At 44.9% G+C, this 14,061-nt stretch carries 16 protein-coding genes; 7 read left to right on the forward strand and 9 right to left on the reverse strand.

From position 1 onward, the window contains the following. Positions 1-17 precede the first annotated feature (17 nt). Positions 18-1,217 carry an App1 family protein gene (locus ACW9SV_RS13010; RefSeq protein WP_479557199.1) on the forward strand — a complete coding sequence of 400 codons (1,200 nt, stop codon included), beginning with the start codon at positions 18-20 and terminating at the stop codon, positions 1,215-1,217. A gap of 154 nt (positions 1,218-1,371) precedes the next feature. Here ACW9SV_RS13010 and ACW9SV_RS13015 read toward each other — a convergent pair whose 3' ends face one another. Together ACW9SV_RS13015 and mtgA are read right to left on the reverse strand one after the other, a co-directional pair. After that, the gene (locus tag ACW9SV_RS13015) at positions 1,372-1,620 is read right to left on the reverse strand and encodes a hypothetical protein (protein WP_479557200.1); all 249 of its coding nucleotides are present in this window, start codon (positions 1,618-1,620) and stop codon (positions 1,372-1,374) included. 472 nt (positions 1,621-2,092) lie between these two features. Next, entirely contained in the window at positions 2,093-2,824 is a 732-nt protein-coding gene (mtgA, locus tag ACW9SV_RS13020; RefSeq protein ID WP_479557201.1) for a monofunctional biosynthetic peptidoglycan transglycosylase, read from the reverse strand. A 118-nt stretch (positions 2,825-2,942) separates the two neighbouring features. Here mtgA and ACW9SV_RS13025 point away from each other — a divergent pair, with 118 nt between their 5' ends. After that, positions 2,943-3,578 carry an LON peptidase substrate-binding domain-containing protein gene (locus tag ACW9SV_RS13025; RefSeq protein WP_479557202.1) on the forward strand — a complete coding sequence of 212 codons (636 nt, stop codon included), beginning with the start codon at positions 2,943-2,945 and terminating at the stop codon, positions 3,576-3,578. Positions 3,579-3,626: 48 nt separating this feature from the next. After that, positions 3,627-4,844: a metallophosphoesterase gene (locus ACW9SV_RS13030; protein WP_479557203.1), complete on the forward strand. Its 1,218-nt coding sequence runs from the start codon at positions 3,627-3,629 to the stop codon at positions 4,842-4,844. Here the strand turns inward: ACW9SV_RS13030 and ACW9SV_RS13035 are convergent. Then, on the reverse strand, positions 4,819-5,715 hold the full coding sequence (locus ACW9SV_RS13035) for a diacylglycerol/lipid kinase family protein (RefSeq protein WP_479557204.1): 897 nt from the start codon (positions 5,713-5,715) through the stop codon (positions 4,819-4,821). The two genes, ACW9SV_RS13030 and ACW9SV_RS13035, sit on opposite strands and share 26 nt — an antisense overlap. A 497-nt stretch (positions 5,716-6,212) precedes the next feature. Here ACW9SV_RS13035 and ACW9SV_RS13040 point away from each other — a divergent pair, with 497 nt between their 5' ends. Next, positions 6,213-6,419, forward strand: coding sequence for a hypothetical protein (locus ACW9SV_RS13040; RefSeq protein ID WP_479557205.1), 207 nt, complete (start codon positions 6,213-6,215; stop codon positions 6,417-6,419). Between the two features lie 77 nt (positions 6,420-6,496). On the opposite strand, the gene ACW9SV_RS13045 is transcribed toward ACW9SV_RS13040, so the two are convergent. After that, positions 6,497-7,303 (reverse strand): murein L,D-transpeptidase catalytic domain family protein, encoded by an 807-nt coding sequence (locus ACW9SV_RS13045; RefSeq protein ID WP_479557206.1) that lies wholly within the window; start codon positions 7,301-7,303, stop codon positions 6,497-6,499. Positions 7,304-7,499: 196 nt separating this feature from the next. On the opposite strand from ACW9SV_RS13045, the gene ACW9SV_RS13050 reads away from it, so the two are divergent. Further along, positions 7,500-7,847, forward strand: coding sequence for a hypothetical protein (locus ACW9SV_RS13050; protein ID WP_479557207.1), 348 nt, complete (start codon positions 7,500-7,502; stop codon positions 7,845-7,847). A 75-nt stretch (positions 7,848-7,922) separates the two neighbouring features. On the opposite strand, the gene ACW9SV_RS13055 is transcribed toward ACW9SV_RS13050, so the two are convergent. Both ACW9SV_RS13055 and ACW9SV_RS13060 read right to left on the reverse strand, forming a co-directional pair. Then, positions 7,923-8,663, reverse strand: a complete 741-nt coding sequence (locus ACW9SV_RS13055) for a hypothetical protein (protein WP_479557208.1) — start codon at positions 8,661-8,663, stop codon at positions 7,923-7,925. Positions 8,664-9,078: 415 nt separating this feature from the next. Further along, positions 9,079-9,543: a DUF4199 family protein gene (locus ACW9SV_RS13060; protein WP_479557209.1), complete on the reverse strand. Its 465-nt coding sequence runs from the start codon at positions 9,541-9,543 to the stop codon at positions 9,079-9,081. A 310-nt stretch (positions 9,544-9,853) separates the two neighbouring features. On the opposite strand from ACW9SV_RS13060, the gene ACW9SV_RS13065 reads away from it, so the two are divergent. Continuing rightward, positions 9,854-11,482 (forward strand): ABC-F family ATP-binding cassette domain-containing protein, encoded by a 1,629-nt coding sequence (locus ACW9SV_RS13065; RefSeq protein ID WP_479557210.1) that lies wholly within the window; start codon positions 9,854-9,856, stop codon positions 11,480-11,482. 97 nt (positions 11,483-11,579) lie between these two features. Here the strand turns inward: ACW9SV_RS13065 and ACW9SV_RS13070 are convergent, their stop codons facing one another. Together ACW9SV_RS13070 and ACW9SV_RS13075 are read right to left on the reverse strand one after the other, a co-directional pair. Further along, positions 11,580-11,729 (reverse strand): lmo0937 family membrane protein, encoded by a 150-nt coding sequence (locus ACW9SV_RS13070; protein WP_479557211.1) that lies wholly within the window; start codon positions 11,727-11,729, stop codon positions 11,580-11,582. A gap of 53 nt (positions 11,730-11,782) precedes the next feature. Then, positions 11,783-11,935 carry a lmo0937 family membrane protein gene (locus ACW9SV_RS13075; protein WP_123127185.1) on the reverse strand — a complete coding sequence of 51 codons (153 nt, stop codon included), beginning with the start codon at positions 11,933-11,935 and terminating at the stop codon, positions 11,783-11,785. Between the two features lie 253 nt (positions 11,936-12,188). Between ACW9SV_RS13075 and ACW9SV_RS13080 the strand changes: the two genes are divergently transcribed. Then, positions 12,189-13,079 (forward strand): 3-hydroxyacyl-CoA dehydrogenase family protein, encoded by an 891-nt coding sequence (locus ACW9SV_RS13080; RefSeq protein WP_479557212.1) that lies wholly within the window; start codon positions 12,189-12,191, stop codon positions 13,077-13,079. Between the two features lie 149 nt (positions 13,080-13,228). Here the strand turns inward: ACW9SV_RS13080 and ACW9SV_RS13085 are convergent, their stop codons facing one another. After that, the gene (locus tag ACW9SV_RS13085) at positions 13,229-14,047 is read right to left on the reverse strand and encodes a 2,3,4,5-tetrahydropyridine-2,6-dicarboxylate N-succinyltransferase (protein ID WP_479557213.1); all 819 of its coding nucleotides are present in this window, start codon (positions 14,045-14,047) and stop codon (positions 13,229-13,231) included. Between the last annotated feature and the right edge of the window lie 14 nt (positions 14,048-14,061).

Genomic DNA, 14,061 nt, shown 5'->3' on the forward strand with positions numbered 1-14,061 from the left:
GCACTTAACAAAGCACTATGGCAGAGGACCTGAAACAAAACCTGGGGAAACTTCTTGAGAACGCAGACGACAGTTTTGATTTGATCATGCAACGTCTTCGTAACCGTTTTGGCCTCTACAAGCCTTTGCAGATAGTGGCCTACCGCAGTTACGGTACCGTGAACCGGCTGTACCTGAAAGGGCGTGTCCTGGCCAATAAAGGCATTACCTCAGCGGCAGACAACGATACACTCCTGAAAAACCTCTCCAATATGTTCCGCCGTTTTGAGAGCGACGAAGTACGTGATGCCCAGATGCGCATTGTCTTTCAAGACCAGGAATACACCGTCTTAACCGATAGAGAAGGTTACTTTGTGATTAACCTAGAGCCCAAAACCCCTCTTCAGTTGGAGGACATTTGGCACGAGTTGGAGGTTGAATTGGTGCATGCTGATATCTCGTCTTTTGAACCTGGCGTTAAAACCAAAGCCCACGTATTGGTGCCTCCACCTGATGCAGAATACGGTATCATTTCTGACATAGACGATACCATTGTGCTCTCCTCTGCTACCGACATCATCAAAATGTCGCAGCACACGTTCATGAACAATGCCAGAACCCGGCTCCCTTTTGCCGGGGTTTCCGCCTTCTATCGTTCCCTACAATTAGGTAGAAATGGTAAACGGAACAACCCCTTCTTTTATGTGAGCAGCAGCCCTTGGAACATGTATGACCTGCTGCATGACTTTCTAGACATCAACGACATTCCGGCAGGGCCACTCCTACTCCGCGATTTTGGATTGAAGCAGAACAAGTTCTTCGGCTCCGACCACATGAGCCACAAGTTCAAGGAGATCCAAAACATCCTTTTAACCTACCCGCACCTGAACTTTGTGCTCATTGGCGATAGTGGTCAGCAAGATGCGCCTATTTACCAAGAGGTAATCAAACAATTTCCAGGACGTGTGCTCTGCGTGTACATCAGGGACGTAGAATTACCCCAACGTGCTAAAATGGTGACCACCATCTCAGAAGAATTGAAGGGTACCGTGGAGATGCTGCTGGTCAAAGACACGGCCGCAGCTGCCAAACACGCTGCTGACACGGGCCTTATCTTCCATGAAGAAGTAGAGAAAGTGGAAGAGCAGAAAGAAATAGATAAAAGCGACGCAGCTGGTACTCCTACTGCCCAGGCCCCCGCTCCAGTAAGTAAAGATACCCGCAAGATTTCAAACTAGTTTTTACAAAACAGCTAAAGCTTGGGTAGAAAGATTTTTTATGAAAAGGATTGAAACCGTTTATAGCCGGTTTTCCTTAATCAAGCTCTAAAATGAAAACCACCGGCCTAGACAGTTTCAGAAAGAAGATAGCTTGAACTTTCTATGGCACAGATTAGTGGATGATGGACTTGTATCTAAACCGTCTGGTAGCGGAGTTGAGTTGGCCTTCACGGTCTAAAAAGTGGTAGAGGTTGTAGTCCTCAAACCCATTCTTCCAGTAGTCATTGGCACCGGTACCGTATGGGTTATGCACACACGTGATGGTACGCTTAGGATTGACATACAAAAGTCCCCAGTTGGCGGGTAAATCTTCTGCTTTCACCACTCCGGTGGGGACACATACAAACCTGAACCTACCCATCCCTTTTTCAGGATTTTGCCAAATTTCTTTCTGAATGCTTTGCAAAAAGTAAGGTCTGGAAATGTCAACCTTAATGGAAATGCTTTTACCAAAAGAACCTACGCCTAGGACATCAGGATACAATTCTGAATGCTGCTTACTTACAAAATCTCTAAAGGCTAAAGTGCAACCAGCTTCTTTCAGAACCCATTTATAAGCAATTTCTACTAGATCTATATGCGTCACGAAGGGTACTCTAATTTGTTATGCTAACTCAATTAGAAAGTTAAATAACAGAATTCTTTTCAATTATGCTGCAATTTCTTTCAAGCAGGGTCTCTCAGTCACCTCCGTTAAAGGTATGTTTCAGAGTAAAGGCGTAGGTAAGTAGGAGTATCTTCTAAATCCGTTTTCCAGCCAATTTTCCTAAACAAGGCTTTAAACCAAAGGCTTACTTTCTTCTTCAACGTTCAAAGTATCCTTGAATGCCTGGCTATAGAATCCATCTTTTGATGTAGGCACTACCCCCCAAACGAGTCATGTTTCTGGCGATGTTACGCCGACGGCGAAGTGTGTAGCCAGAGGGTTTGGCGGCGGAATACCGGATGGGGTTTGGAAGCACGGCAGCCAGCAAAGCCGCCTGGTTTTTACTTACATTCTTGGGATCAGTTCTGAAATACTTCTGGCTAGCGGCATGCACCCCAAAAATGTGGTCACCCATTTCAGCAATATTCAGGTACACCTCCATGATTCGTTCTTTGCCCCAGATCAGCTCAATCAGGAAGGTAAAATACATTTCAACCCCTTTTCTTAGATAACTGCGTCCGTGCCAAAGGAACACGTTTTTGGCTACCTGCTGACTGATGGTACTTCCACCAATAGTCTTCTTGCTGGACATGTTCCGCTGGAAGGCCTGTTTGATGGCTTTGAAGTCGAACCCGTTGTGGGTGAAAAACAACTGATCCTCGGCCGCAATTACGGCTAAAGGTAAATTGGAGGACATATCTTCCAGGTCTACAAACTGATGCTGGATTTGGTCAATCTTTTGCGTTTTGGGCGAAGGCTCTGAGCGTTTAGAGAGCATGTGCAAGGTGGCGGGCGGGTCTATCCATTTGTACACCAAAACCCATAAAACCGTCACCAGAAACAAGGTGATACAAAGCTTCAGGAAAAGCCAACGGGCATCTGCCCACGTAAACGGAACCGATATCTGCTTTTTAGCCATAACTTACCCTAAGCTGCCTGCACAAAATTTGATGCAAACACAAAAATACGTAAATACTGGCAGCATGTAGAAAGGCTTCCTAAATTAGGAGCCTTAAGGTATCATTTTAATGTCCCCTATGAGTAGATTTTTACCGCTCTTCCCGTTAAACATTGTGGTCTTTCCGGGTGAAAAACTGAACCTGCACATCTTTGAACCCCGTTACCGGCAGCTCATCATGGAGTGCCAGACCAACGATACTACCTTTGGCATTCCGGTGTACCTGGAGAAAGGATTGGGAGAGTACGGCACCGAGATCAAGATTTTGAGCGTGGAGAAGAAATACCAGGGCGGAGAAATGGACATTAAAACAAAAGGCCTGGGTATCTTTAAAATAAAGGAATTTCAACGGCAGGTACCCGGCCGGCTTTACTCTGGTGGAGAAATTGAAGACTTGGCCCTCATCAGGGATGAACAGCCTTTCCAACGTACCCAGATCCTGGAACTGTTAAAGCAACTGTACGGCGCTCTAGGTATTCAGTCTCTTATGCTGAACCTACCCGACAACTTTCAGTCGTATGACGTGGCGCACCATTTGGGCTTCACCACCGATCAGGAATATGAGTTGCTACAATGCGTGCGGGAAAGTGACCGACTTGAAATTATTCTAGATCACCTCACCAAGATTTTACCGGTGGTGCTGGAGACAGAACGCTTAAAAGAACGGGTGAAACTTAATGGGCACTTCAAACACCTTATTCCACCCAACTTTTGAGGGGCTAAAAGAGTAAGAGTTAATGCTATTTCGGCATAACCCGTAACAATGTTCTATACCATTGCCCTTCTTTCACTTCTAGCCTTAAGCCTATGGTTTACCTGGGCTTATCTGCGGGAGCGTAAATACCGGAAAAAGCCTTTTTATTCGTTAACTGAGATAGGTTGGAGAACCACTTCTCCCCCACCAGCAGAGCACCGAACGCATTCCATTGCCCTTGTAGGCGATATTGGCAATAACGGCGGCATTGAGGAAGATACCCTCATGCAAGCGGTCCAGTATTGGATAAATGAGGAGGGCCAAGACAGCACCATTGTTTTTCTGGGCGATAACATCTACCCTACCGGCTTACCTCCTGTGGGTAGTTTCAAACACGCACCTGCGGTACAGAAGCTGGAAAGCCAGTTATCGCTGTTCACAAATTACCCAGGGAAGGTGATTTACCTCAGCGGAAACCATGACTGGAACAAAGGACGTCAGGACGGCCATTCGTTTGTTTTACGGCAGGAAGAATACATCATTGAGAAGCTGCAGGACGAGATGGCCTACCTTCCCCGTGGAGGTAGCTTAGGCCCTATTACCTGGGAAATCAATGAGCAGTTGTTACTCATTGTGATCAATACCCAATGGTGGGTACAAACCGGTTTTAAACCCTTGGAAAAGAACCCGGGCCAACCGTATCAAACCTCCAAGGACTTCTTCCCGGCTTTCCAGGAACTACTGGAGCAAAACCAGCATCGGTTTATAGTAGTGGCCGCCCATCATCCCTTATACAGCAATGCCCTGCATGGGGGAAAATTCACGGTAAAGCAGCATTTGTTTCCGCTCACGTTCATCAACAAACGGGCCCTAATTCCGCTTCCGTTGGCAGGGTCTATTTTCAGAATTTACCGAAAATACATGGGCCTGCATGAAGATATGTCTTTTCCGCCTTACCGAAAGTTCAGAAGGCGGTTGCTGCGAATTTTACACCAGTATAACAACGTCTTTTACGTAGCAGGGCATGACCACAACCTCCAATACTTTAAAGTGAAAGGCAACCATTACGCCGTAAGTGGCTCTGGCAGTAAAACCAACTTTGTGGCAAAAGGCGGAAAAGCCTCTTTCGCCCACGAAAGCAAGGGATTCATGGTGCTGGACCAATACAAAGACGGTACCATCTGGCTTAAAGTCTTGGAACCAGCCATCAACACTGGCGAGGAGCCTTTACTGGCCTTCCAGAAGTGCATTTACCAGGCACCTACACCTTTAAGTCCTCCCCTTTAGGCAAAACCACCTTCAAGCTTTTGTGTTGCACCACAAAGTTAATTTTGGTGCCTAATTCCTCAGGTTCGCCATCAATCTGGGAAACTTCGCCTGAGTGGTTGAGGATGGTCGCAGAACTACAGCTAAACCGATGGGTGTAGACTGAATCATCAATGGTATCGGTATACAAACGGTACAGAATGCCCAAGCTGGATGCTTTGGGAAAAGGCTCCAATACACAAATCTCAAAGCTGCCATCGTTAATGACCCCAGTCGGGTTGATAGCGGCATTGCTCCCAAAGGCTCGGGCATTTGTAATAGTAATCATGAAGGCTTCTCCTTCAAATATGGTTTGCCCGTCTGTAATGATGGTATACCGCTTAGGTTCGTAGGCCATGAACTCCTGCATGGCAATCCAGGCGTAAGCGCCTGGGCCGCGGGTGTCTCCCGAGCAAAAACGGTTCACGACCAAGGCATTGAACCCCATATCACAAAGGTGAATGGAAAGCAGCCCATTCACATCCAGGGTGTCAATAGACATTTTTGTATGCTCCACGAGCAACTGCAAAGCCTCATCAAAGTTCTGCGGTATCCCGATATCTTTGGACAACCCGTTACCGGAACCCTGCGGAATGATGGCTAGGGCTACATCGGTTTTCACAATCGCTTTGGCTACCAAGCTTACCGTTCCGTCCCCACCAACGGCGCAGACAATTTCAGGAGTGAAGGCGTTTATCTTTTCCTTCAACTTAACATCGTCTTGCTCACCGGTTGTTTTAAACAAATCGGAGGTAATATCATGCTGCCGGCAAAATGCCTTTAGATCTTCAATCAACTCTTCTTTATCAATGTCTCCGGAAATGGGGTTTATCACGAAAAGTATCTTTGCCATATCGCTGGTTTTCAAATTTTGGATGCCTTGCTTTTTAGGGCCATTTTCTTAAAATGGCTATAAATCTTTTTATGGTACGAGACCTTCCGGAATTCCATTGGGAAAATTCTCCGTAATAGCTTGTTCTATTCCGGCAACCCGGTTCTTTGTACTAAGATAGGTTTTATCTCTTACTACCCTATTGAACTCCTGATTACACCAATAAGTCAGCAGTGAAAAAGCAGCTATAATAAACCCGATCACTTAAGGAAGGGAGCCTTTCATATTTGCAGTTTTCTTAGTCCAGTAAAAAACAGCCTTTAAAGCCTTTTCTGAAGTGTAGTTAAGGCATTATGTCTCAAATAACGGCGTAACGGCTACTTGGTTGCGCGAAGTACGGAGGCTGTTATAGGTGATATTTTCTTGATATAGGCAGTTTGCTATATCATTTTTGATTGTACATACGTAAGAATGCCTGTAGCGCCAACAGGCGTATTCTTTCACCTAGAGCAAACGAAATGAACCTAAAAAGAACTTTCGGCGCCGTGTTAACAATCCTAGGGATTATTGGCGTCATTTGGGGGGCTTATGCCTTTTTAGCTGGTGGTGACTCGGTAGGAAATGTGTCTATGAACCAGTTTTCTTCCTTAGTACCGTTTATTGTGGGGCTAATCTTTTTCTTTACAGGAATCAGCCTTATTAAAGGAATCAAGGACACCGCCTGACAGTAGCGGCACCTGCAAAAAAGAAGAAGCCGACCTTGAGGGGTCGGCTTCTTCTTTTTTATAAGAGTTGCAATTCGTTATTTACTTAACAGTTTCGCCTGTTTGGCCAAGATCTCTGTTTCAAAGCGCTTGATGGCTGAGTTAGTATCTAGGTAAGCTGAGGTGTAGTTGGGAGAAGGACCATCAATGTAAAGCAGGGTTCCTCCTTTGATTAACTGTACCACTTGGCTTGTGATTTCTTTAGGTAAGGCCGGGCACCCGTGGCTTCGACCTAAACGGCCATGTTGCCTGATAAAAGACTCGCTTACGTAATCGGCCCCATGCACGACAACTGCCCGTTGCTTTGCGTTGGAGTTGAACCCACGGTCTAAGCCATTTAATTTTAAAGACAAGCCGTGCTTACCGATGTAAGTATTTTCTGTCACATAAAAGCCAAGGCTACTCATGTGTGAATTCAAAGTGTTGGAGAACTTAACCGCTCTGTCATTACCAGAACCAGAACCATGGGCAACTAGGCTGTGGTACAACACTTTCTTTTTATCTAGGTCAACAATCCAAAGGCGTTTTTCGCGGCTGGGTTTGTTGAAGTCAACTACGGTAAGAAGATCTTTTGAGCGGCTCAGTTTTCCACGCTCCTTAAGATTGTAAAAGCCTGTTGCTGCTTTTTTAAACACCTCATAGTCCAGTCCTTTCTTCTTAAGGTCTGCCTCGTCATAAAGGTTCTCTAAAAAGTCATCGAAGGCCTCTTTGCCAGTCGCCGCAGAGGTAATCACAGTGTCTGGGGCTACAGCAACTGCCACTGGTTGGGCAGGCGCTGCACTGTTGGCAGGAGAGACAAAAGATAGTATGGATAAGAAGGAAAAAGCCGAAATTAGTTTGTTCATCTCTTATTTGTTTAGGAGTGACACCATAGTAACCCTATTCCTTTCTACTTTTGTTCCAAAATTAATAAATCAGGCCTTATTTAAGTAAAAAAATAAGAAACAAAATGTGTTTTCTTCACAATTCCAGTACGTTATGAAGCTATCTTTTTCAATCCCTAAAAGTATGGCTGCTTTGGCTTTAAGCAGTTTACTAAGCATGACCATGTTTTCTTGCTCTTCTTCAGAAAGTGACCTGAAATTAGACTCCAAGACTTGGAAGGCAGATTTAAATGGCTGCAAGGGTGACCGATTGAAGTTAAAACCCCAAGTGGAGGAAATCAGGTTGAAGCTGCTTGGCTTACATGAAAGGGAGGTACGGAAACTCCTGGGAAGGCCAGATGCGGAGGAGTTGCTGGAGAAAAGTCAAAAGATTTATATCTACTTCATGACACCTGCTGCAGAATGCAACGGCGGCAAGGCGCAGGCAACCGTTGAGAAAGAAGCTTTAGCGGTGCGAATGGATGCCTTAGGTTCTGTGCGGGAGGCCAATCTATTTAGTGAGTAGATTTCTGAAAAGCCCTAAAAAGAAGAAAGCCATTCTCCTCTGAGGGAGAACGGCTTTCTAGGCAAGCGTCAACTTTTAGTTTTTCACTTTCTTTTTAGTAGTCTCTGTCTTGATCTTCACCTTGTCATTCTCCACTTTGGATTTACCATCCGGAGTAATGATCTTGGTTTCAGAAGGAGTAGACTTATATTTTACAGATTCTGTTTTCAGCTTCTCAGTGTTGCCTTTTACTTTCATTTCACCGCTGGCAGACTCCGCTTTCATTTTGTTGTCTTCCATTTTCAATTTGTCAGAACCGCTTTCCATCTTCACCTTGTCGTCTTTCACTTTCACCTCGGTTTGCGTGCCGCTGGAAGAAGTTTCAGTAGAGACGCCAACAGTTCCAGTGGTCGTGGTGGTGGATCCGCCAGAAACATTGGTGCTGGAAGCATCCATCTCAGTGGTGGCAGAAGCCGCTGCCATGGCACGGCCGTCCATTTCCAAGTAAGACGTGAATTGTTTTGGAGTAAGGATTTGGGCAAACTCTTGGTCAAGCTGCTCGTTTACTTCTTTGATTTTGGCATCACGCATTTGCGCATCGTTGCCGTACATTTTTTCAATCTCACTGAACTTGTCAAATCTGGCTTGGTTCAATGCCTTTAACTTGATGTACTGGCCTTCGTTCAGTTGCAGCTCATTGTACATTTGGCGGCTCATTTCCTGAGCGCTCATTGAGAGTACCGCTCTAGAAGTAGCAGCAGTTCCAGTTAAATTGGTTTGGGCTTGGGCAGTGTAAACTGCGCCAATAAATAATGCAGATAGGATTAACTTTTTCATGGTGTTTTTGACGCTTTAGGTAGAGTTATATCAAATTTCTTTGTGTTTTTATATATCTCCTTTAACGCATCCCCAAAACCTTAAGTTATAGGAATTTTAATATTTTGTAATTGCACTTAAATCATAATTACAAATTGAACTACCATCTTGTTTATACTTCTCATAAGATTCTATATATAGAATTAAATTTATATATAAGCACCTATATACGCCTAAACATTGAAAATCACTCTTCTTTTTAACTAAAGGGCTCATTTTAGTTTTAGTGTTTTAACCTTATTACTCTTTTTCATTCCGTCTTAACTCCTCTTTTCCAATCTTAAAAAAATATAGTTACCCACTCGCTTTGCTAAGAGAAACAAAAAAGGCCTGACTAGTAGTAGCCAGGCCTTTCTTATAACAAGGAGGTGATTTCTTAAGAAGTAAGCTTATGGTCTGGTTTCTTGAAGAACTGCATAGCTATATAACCTACAAAAGCTCCTATTACCACCCCCAACAGGAGCCAGATCATTGCCAGTATCCAGATGGCTTGTTCGTTCCCGTAGGTTTCATCCGCCATGTAAGGATACGCAAAGGCAAGGTTAAAGACTTTGTTTGTCAGGACCTGAAAGAGGGTGAAAAGAACGGCAGAAACAAGTCCCACAAAGAACCCTACTCCTATGCCTTCTAAATACCCAAGGTTGCCTTCCTTCCCGGCTTTGTGCCGTCTGATAGCCAGGCAAACCCCGACTACCAAGATCACTCCCACTAAGAAGTGCAAAGACACGTTTTCAATTAGCCCTACTAATTTTAAAAGGATAATATAAATGATTGCGGCGATTCCCGTCATTATTCCAAAGGAAGTACCTGTTTTCTGTACCGTTGTGCGACGTTGTTCCATTTTAGTTCTATTTTGTTTTAGTTCATTTTACCAGAGCACAGAATCTCCTTATCTGTTGCATATGGTAGATATGGATTATTATATACTTATTTAAGGTTTGAGGTGTTGTGCTAAATGCAGAAATTTTGCATTGTTCACTGAAGGTTAAACCCTTAAACCGCATTGTTGTTTTCGCTGAACTGAATTAATGCTTTGATTGTCTGTACATAAGGGCAGCGAACCAATAAGCCGCTTTTAAAAGTCGGTAGGGAGCTTTTCAGTTCTTTTGGTAACTTCGCCCCAGAAACTCTATTATATAGCACAGAGCAGCATGATCAGTACTAGCAACGTTAGTCTTGGCTACGGCAAACGTACCCTATTTGAAGATGTTACCATCAAGTTCTCTCCGGGCAACTGTTACGGCCTTATTGGCGCTAACGGAGCCGGAAAGTCAACTTTCCTTAAAATATTATCCGGGGAGATAGACCCTAATACCGGTACGGTAGATATCCCTGCCAAAATGCGCCTAGCGATTCTGAAACAGAACCACTATGAGTATGATGAATTTCCGGTGCTCCAGACGGTGATCATGGGCCACAAGCGGTTGTGGGACATCATGAACGAGAAAGACGCCATCTACGCGAAAGAAGACTTTACAGAGGAGGATGGCATGCGTGCCTCTGAACTGGAAGCTGAATTCGCGGACATGGAAGGCTGGAATGCCGAGTATGAAGCCGGTGAATTGTTAAGCGGTTTGGGCATCTCCCCTGACTTGCATTACACCCTTATGAAAGACTTGGGTGGTAATGAAAAGATCAGGGTGTTGTTGGCACAGGCCTTGTTTGGTAACCCAGACATCCTGCTGCTGGATGAGCCTACCAACCACTTGGACGCTGAATCCATCATGTGGCTGGAGAACTTCTTGGACAACTTCCAGAACACCGTGATTGTGGTTTCCCACGACCGTCACTTTTTGGATGCCGTGTGTACGCACGTGGCAGACATTGACTACGGCAAAATTCAGTTGTACGCGGGTAACTACTCGTTCTGGTATGAGTCCAGCCAATTGGCTACCAAGCAGCGCACCGATGCCAACCGCAAAACGGAAGATAAGCGTAAAGAATTGCAGGCCTTTATTGCCCGTTTTAGCGCAAACGCCTCTAAATCAAAGCAGGCTACCTCTCGGGCAAAATTGCTGGAGAAACTTACTTTGGAAGACATCAAGCCATCTAGCCGCAAGTATCCTTACATCCAGTTCAAACAGGAGCGCGAAGCCGGTAACCAACTGCTGCAGGTAGACAACCTTACCAAGAGCAATGAGGGAGAGCTGTTATTTAAAGATGTCACCTTCACCGTAGATAAGAAAGACAAGATTGCTGTCATCAGCAGAAATGACTTGGCGGCTACTACTTTCTTCAAAATCATCATGGGCGAGGCTACGCCCGATAAAGGAGAATACAAGTGGGGAACCACCATCAGCACGGCTTATTTCCCGAAAGACAATAATGAGTTCTTTGACGTTGACCTGAACCTTGTAGACTGGTTACGCCAATTCTCAGTAGAGAAAGATGAAAGCTTTATTCGTGGGTTCCTGGGCCGGATGCTTTTTTCAGGGGAAGAGTCTTTGAAGAAAGCTAGTGTGTTGTCTGGAGGTGAGAAAGTTCGTTGTATGTTGTCTCGCATGATGTTACAGAGCGGCAACATGCTGGTACTGGACGAACCTACGAACCACCTGGACCTGGAATCTATCACAGCCCTGAACAACGGCCTTAAGGATTTCCAAGGATCTTTGCTGTTCAGCTCCCATGACTTACAATTCGTGGACACCATCGCGAACCGCATTATTGAGCTTACTCCTAAGGGTATCATTGACAAACGCATGAGCTATGATGAGTACCTCAGAAACGAAGATATCAAAGCGTTAAGAGCGCAGATGTACGGTGTAAGTACTTTGGTATAGCAATAAAAGCTTTCAGCTGATTATCTTAAAATATTAGTTAAACAGAAAGGGCGTCCCAAATGGGTCGCCCTTTCTGTTTATTGCAAGGCTTACATCCTTACCCTCGTATCAATCTTAAGAGGACGGCTACAATGGCAATCACCAGTAAAACGTGGATGATACCGCCGGTTTGTTCACCAAATCCTAAGAACCCGATGAGCCATAAAATCACAAGCACTACCGCAATGATATACAGTAAGTTTCCCATAATTTTATTTATACCTGTTTCTCAGAAGGACAGTGCTTTAGAGAAGGGCAAGCCTATGCCCTTCTAATGAGACGCAGCAATACGGCAATTACGGCAATTACAAGCAATACGTGGATGATTCCACCTACTTGGTCGCCAAATCCTAAGAATCCGATCAGCCAGATAATTACCAGCACTACTGCGATGATATACAATAGATTTCCCATAGTTTTAGTTGTGTTTAGTTTTGGTTTTTGTTTTTAGAACGCATTTTCAAATACGTTGCTTTAGTGATTTTTCTGCTTTTACGCAAGAATATTTTAAAAGATTTATATAGTTATTTAAAATATAGAACCCCTTAATACAAAGTGCTTTAAAATCCATTACCCCGGCGAAATTCAATTTCTTGCTCCCCTCCTGAAATATCATAGCTTTGCATCTTTGAATCACGAACTAACGCTCATTATCTAAAATCCTTCTATGAACATAGCTGTTATTGGGTCTGGCACCATGGGCAACGGCATCGCCCACGTTTTTGCGCAAAATTCTTTTTCGGTCTCTTTGATTGACATCTCCCAAGAATCTCTGACCAAAGCACTGGGCACCATCTCCAAAAACCTGGACCGCATGGTAACCAAAGGAACCATCACGGAAGACCTGAAAGAGGACACCTTAAAGCGCATTACCACTTACACTAACTTAGAAGAGGGTGTAAAAGAAGCGGAATTGGTAATTGAAGCGGCTACGGAGAACGTGGAGATAAAACTTGATTTGTTCCGGCAACTGGAGTCATTTACCAAACCTTCTTGCATCCTGGCCAGCAACACCTCCTCCATTTCCATCACAAAGATTGCATCGGTTACCCACCGGCCAGACAAAGTCATTGGCATGCACTTCATGAACCCGGTACCAGTAATGAAACTGGTGGAAGTGATTAGAGGCTATTCTACCAGCGATGACGTAACTAACCAGATCCTTGATTTGTCCAAGCAGCTTGGCAAGATTCCGGCCGAGGCGAACGACTATCCAGGCTTTGTGGCCAACCGTATTCTGATGCCTATGATCAATGAAGCCATCTATTCCTTATTCGAAGGCGTAGCGGGCGTGGAAGAAATTGACACCATCATGAAACTGGGGATGGCGCACCCTATGGGTCCCTTGCAGCTTGCCGACTTTATTGGACTAGATGTTTGCCTTTCTATCTTACGCGTGCTGCACGAAGGCTTCGGAAATCCTAAGTATGCCCCCTGCCCTTTGTTGGTGAACATGGTACAGGCCGGTCACAAAGGCGTTAAGAGCGGCCAAGGGTTTTACTCCTATTCACACGGAACCAAAGACCTGGTAGTGGCAGATACCTTCAAAAAACGATAGCATCTAAAGAGGTGTAAAGAAAATAAGGCGTTTAAAGGCAGTTTTCATGAAAACCGTCTTTAAACGCCTTCCTATTATGTATAAAACAGCAAAGGCTGGCAACTTGCCAGCCTTTGCTGTTTTATAGGTTGTTTATAGAAACCAGCCCTTTAAACTGCTACCTCGTTTTCGCGCAGGGCGTCATTCAAAGAAGTTTTCAAATCGGTGCTCTCTTTACGTTGGCCAATGATCAAAGCGCAAGGAACCTGGTAAGAACCAGCCGCGAATTCCTTAGTGTAAGAACCTGGGATTACGACAGAGCGAGGTGGCACGTATCCACGGTACTCTTTCGGTTCAGAACCAGTTACGTCAATAATCTTAGTACTGCCAGTGATGCACACGTTGGCGCCAATCACGGCCTCTTTTCCAATGTGGCAGCCTTCCACCAAGATACTGCGGGAACCAATAAAGGCTCCATCTTCCACAATAACAGGAGAAGCTTGCACCGGCTCTAAAACCCCACCTAAGCCAACACCGCCACTTAGGTGCACGTGCTTGCCCACTTGGGCGCAAGAACCTACCGTTGCCCATGTATCTACCATAGACCCTTCGTCTACATAGGCGCCAATGTTAGTGTAAGAAGGCATCAGAATAACCCCTTTAGAGATATAGGAACCGTAACGGGCCAAAGCATGCGGCACTACTCTTACACCCAATTGGGCAAAACCGCTCTTCAACGGAATTTTATCATGGAATTCAAACGGACCAGCTTCAATGGTTTCCATTTGCTGAATAGGGAAATACATAAGTACTGCCTTTTTCACCCATTCATTAACCTGCCACTTCTCAGTACCAGTAGGCTCTGCCACGCGCAGTTCTCCACGGTCTAAGTGTTGAATCACCAGCCTGATGGCTTCCTGAGAGCTTTTCTGGCTCAACAACGACCGGTCTGCCCAGGCGCTTTCTATCGCTTCTCGTAAATCGTTCATTTCTTGTTTGTGAA

It is taken from the genome of Rufibacter sp. JT20002 (assembly GCF_056491185.1).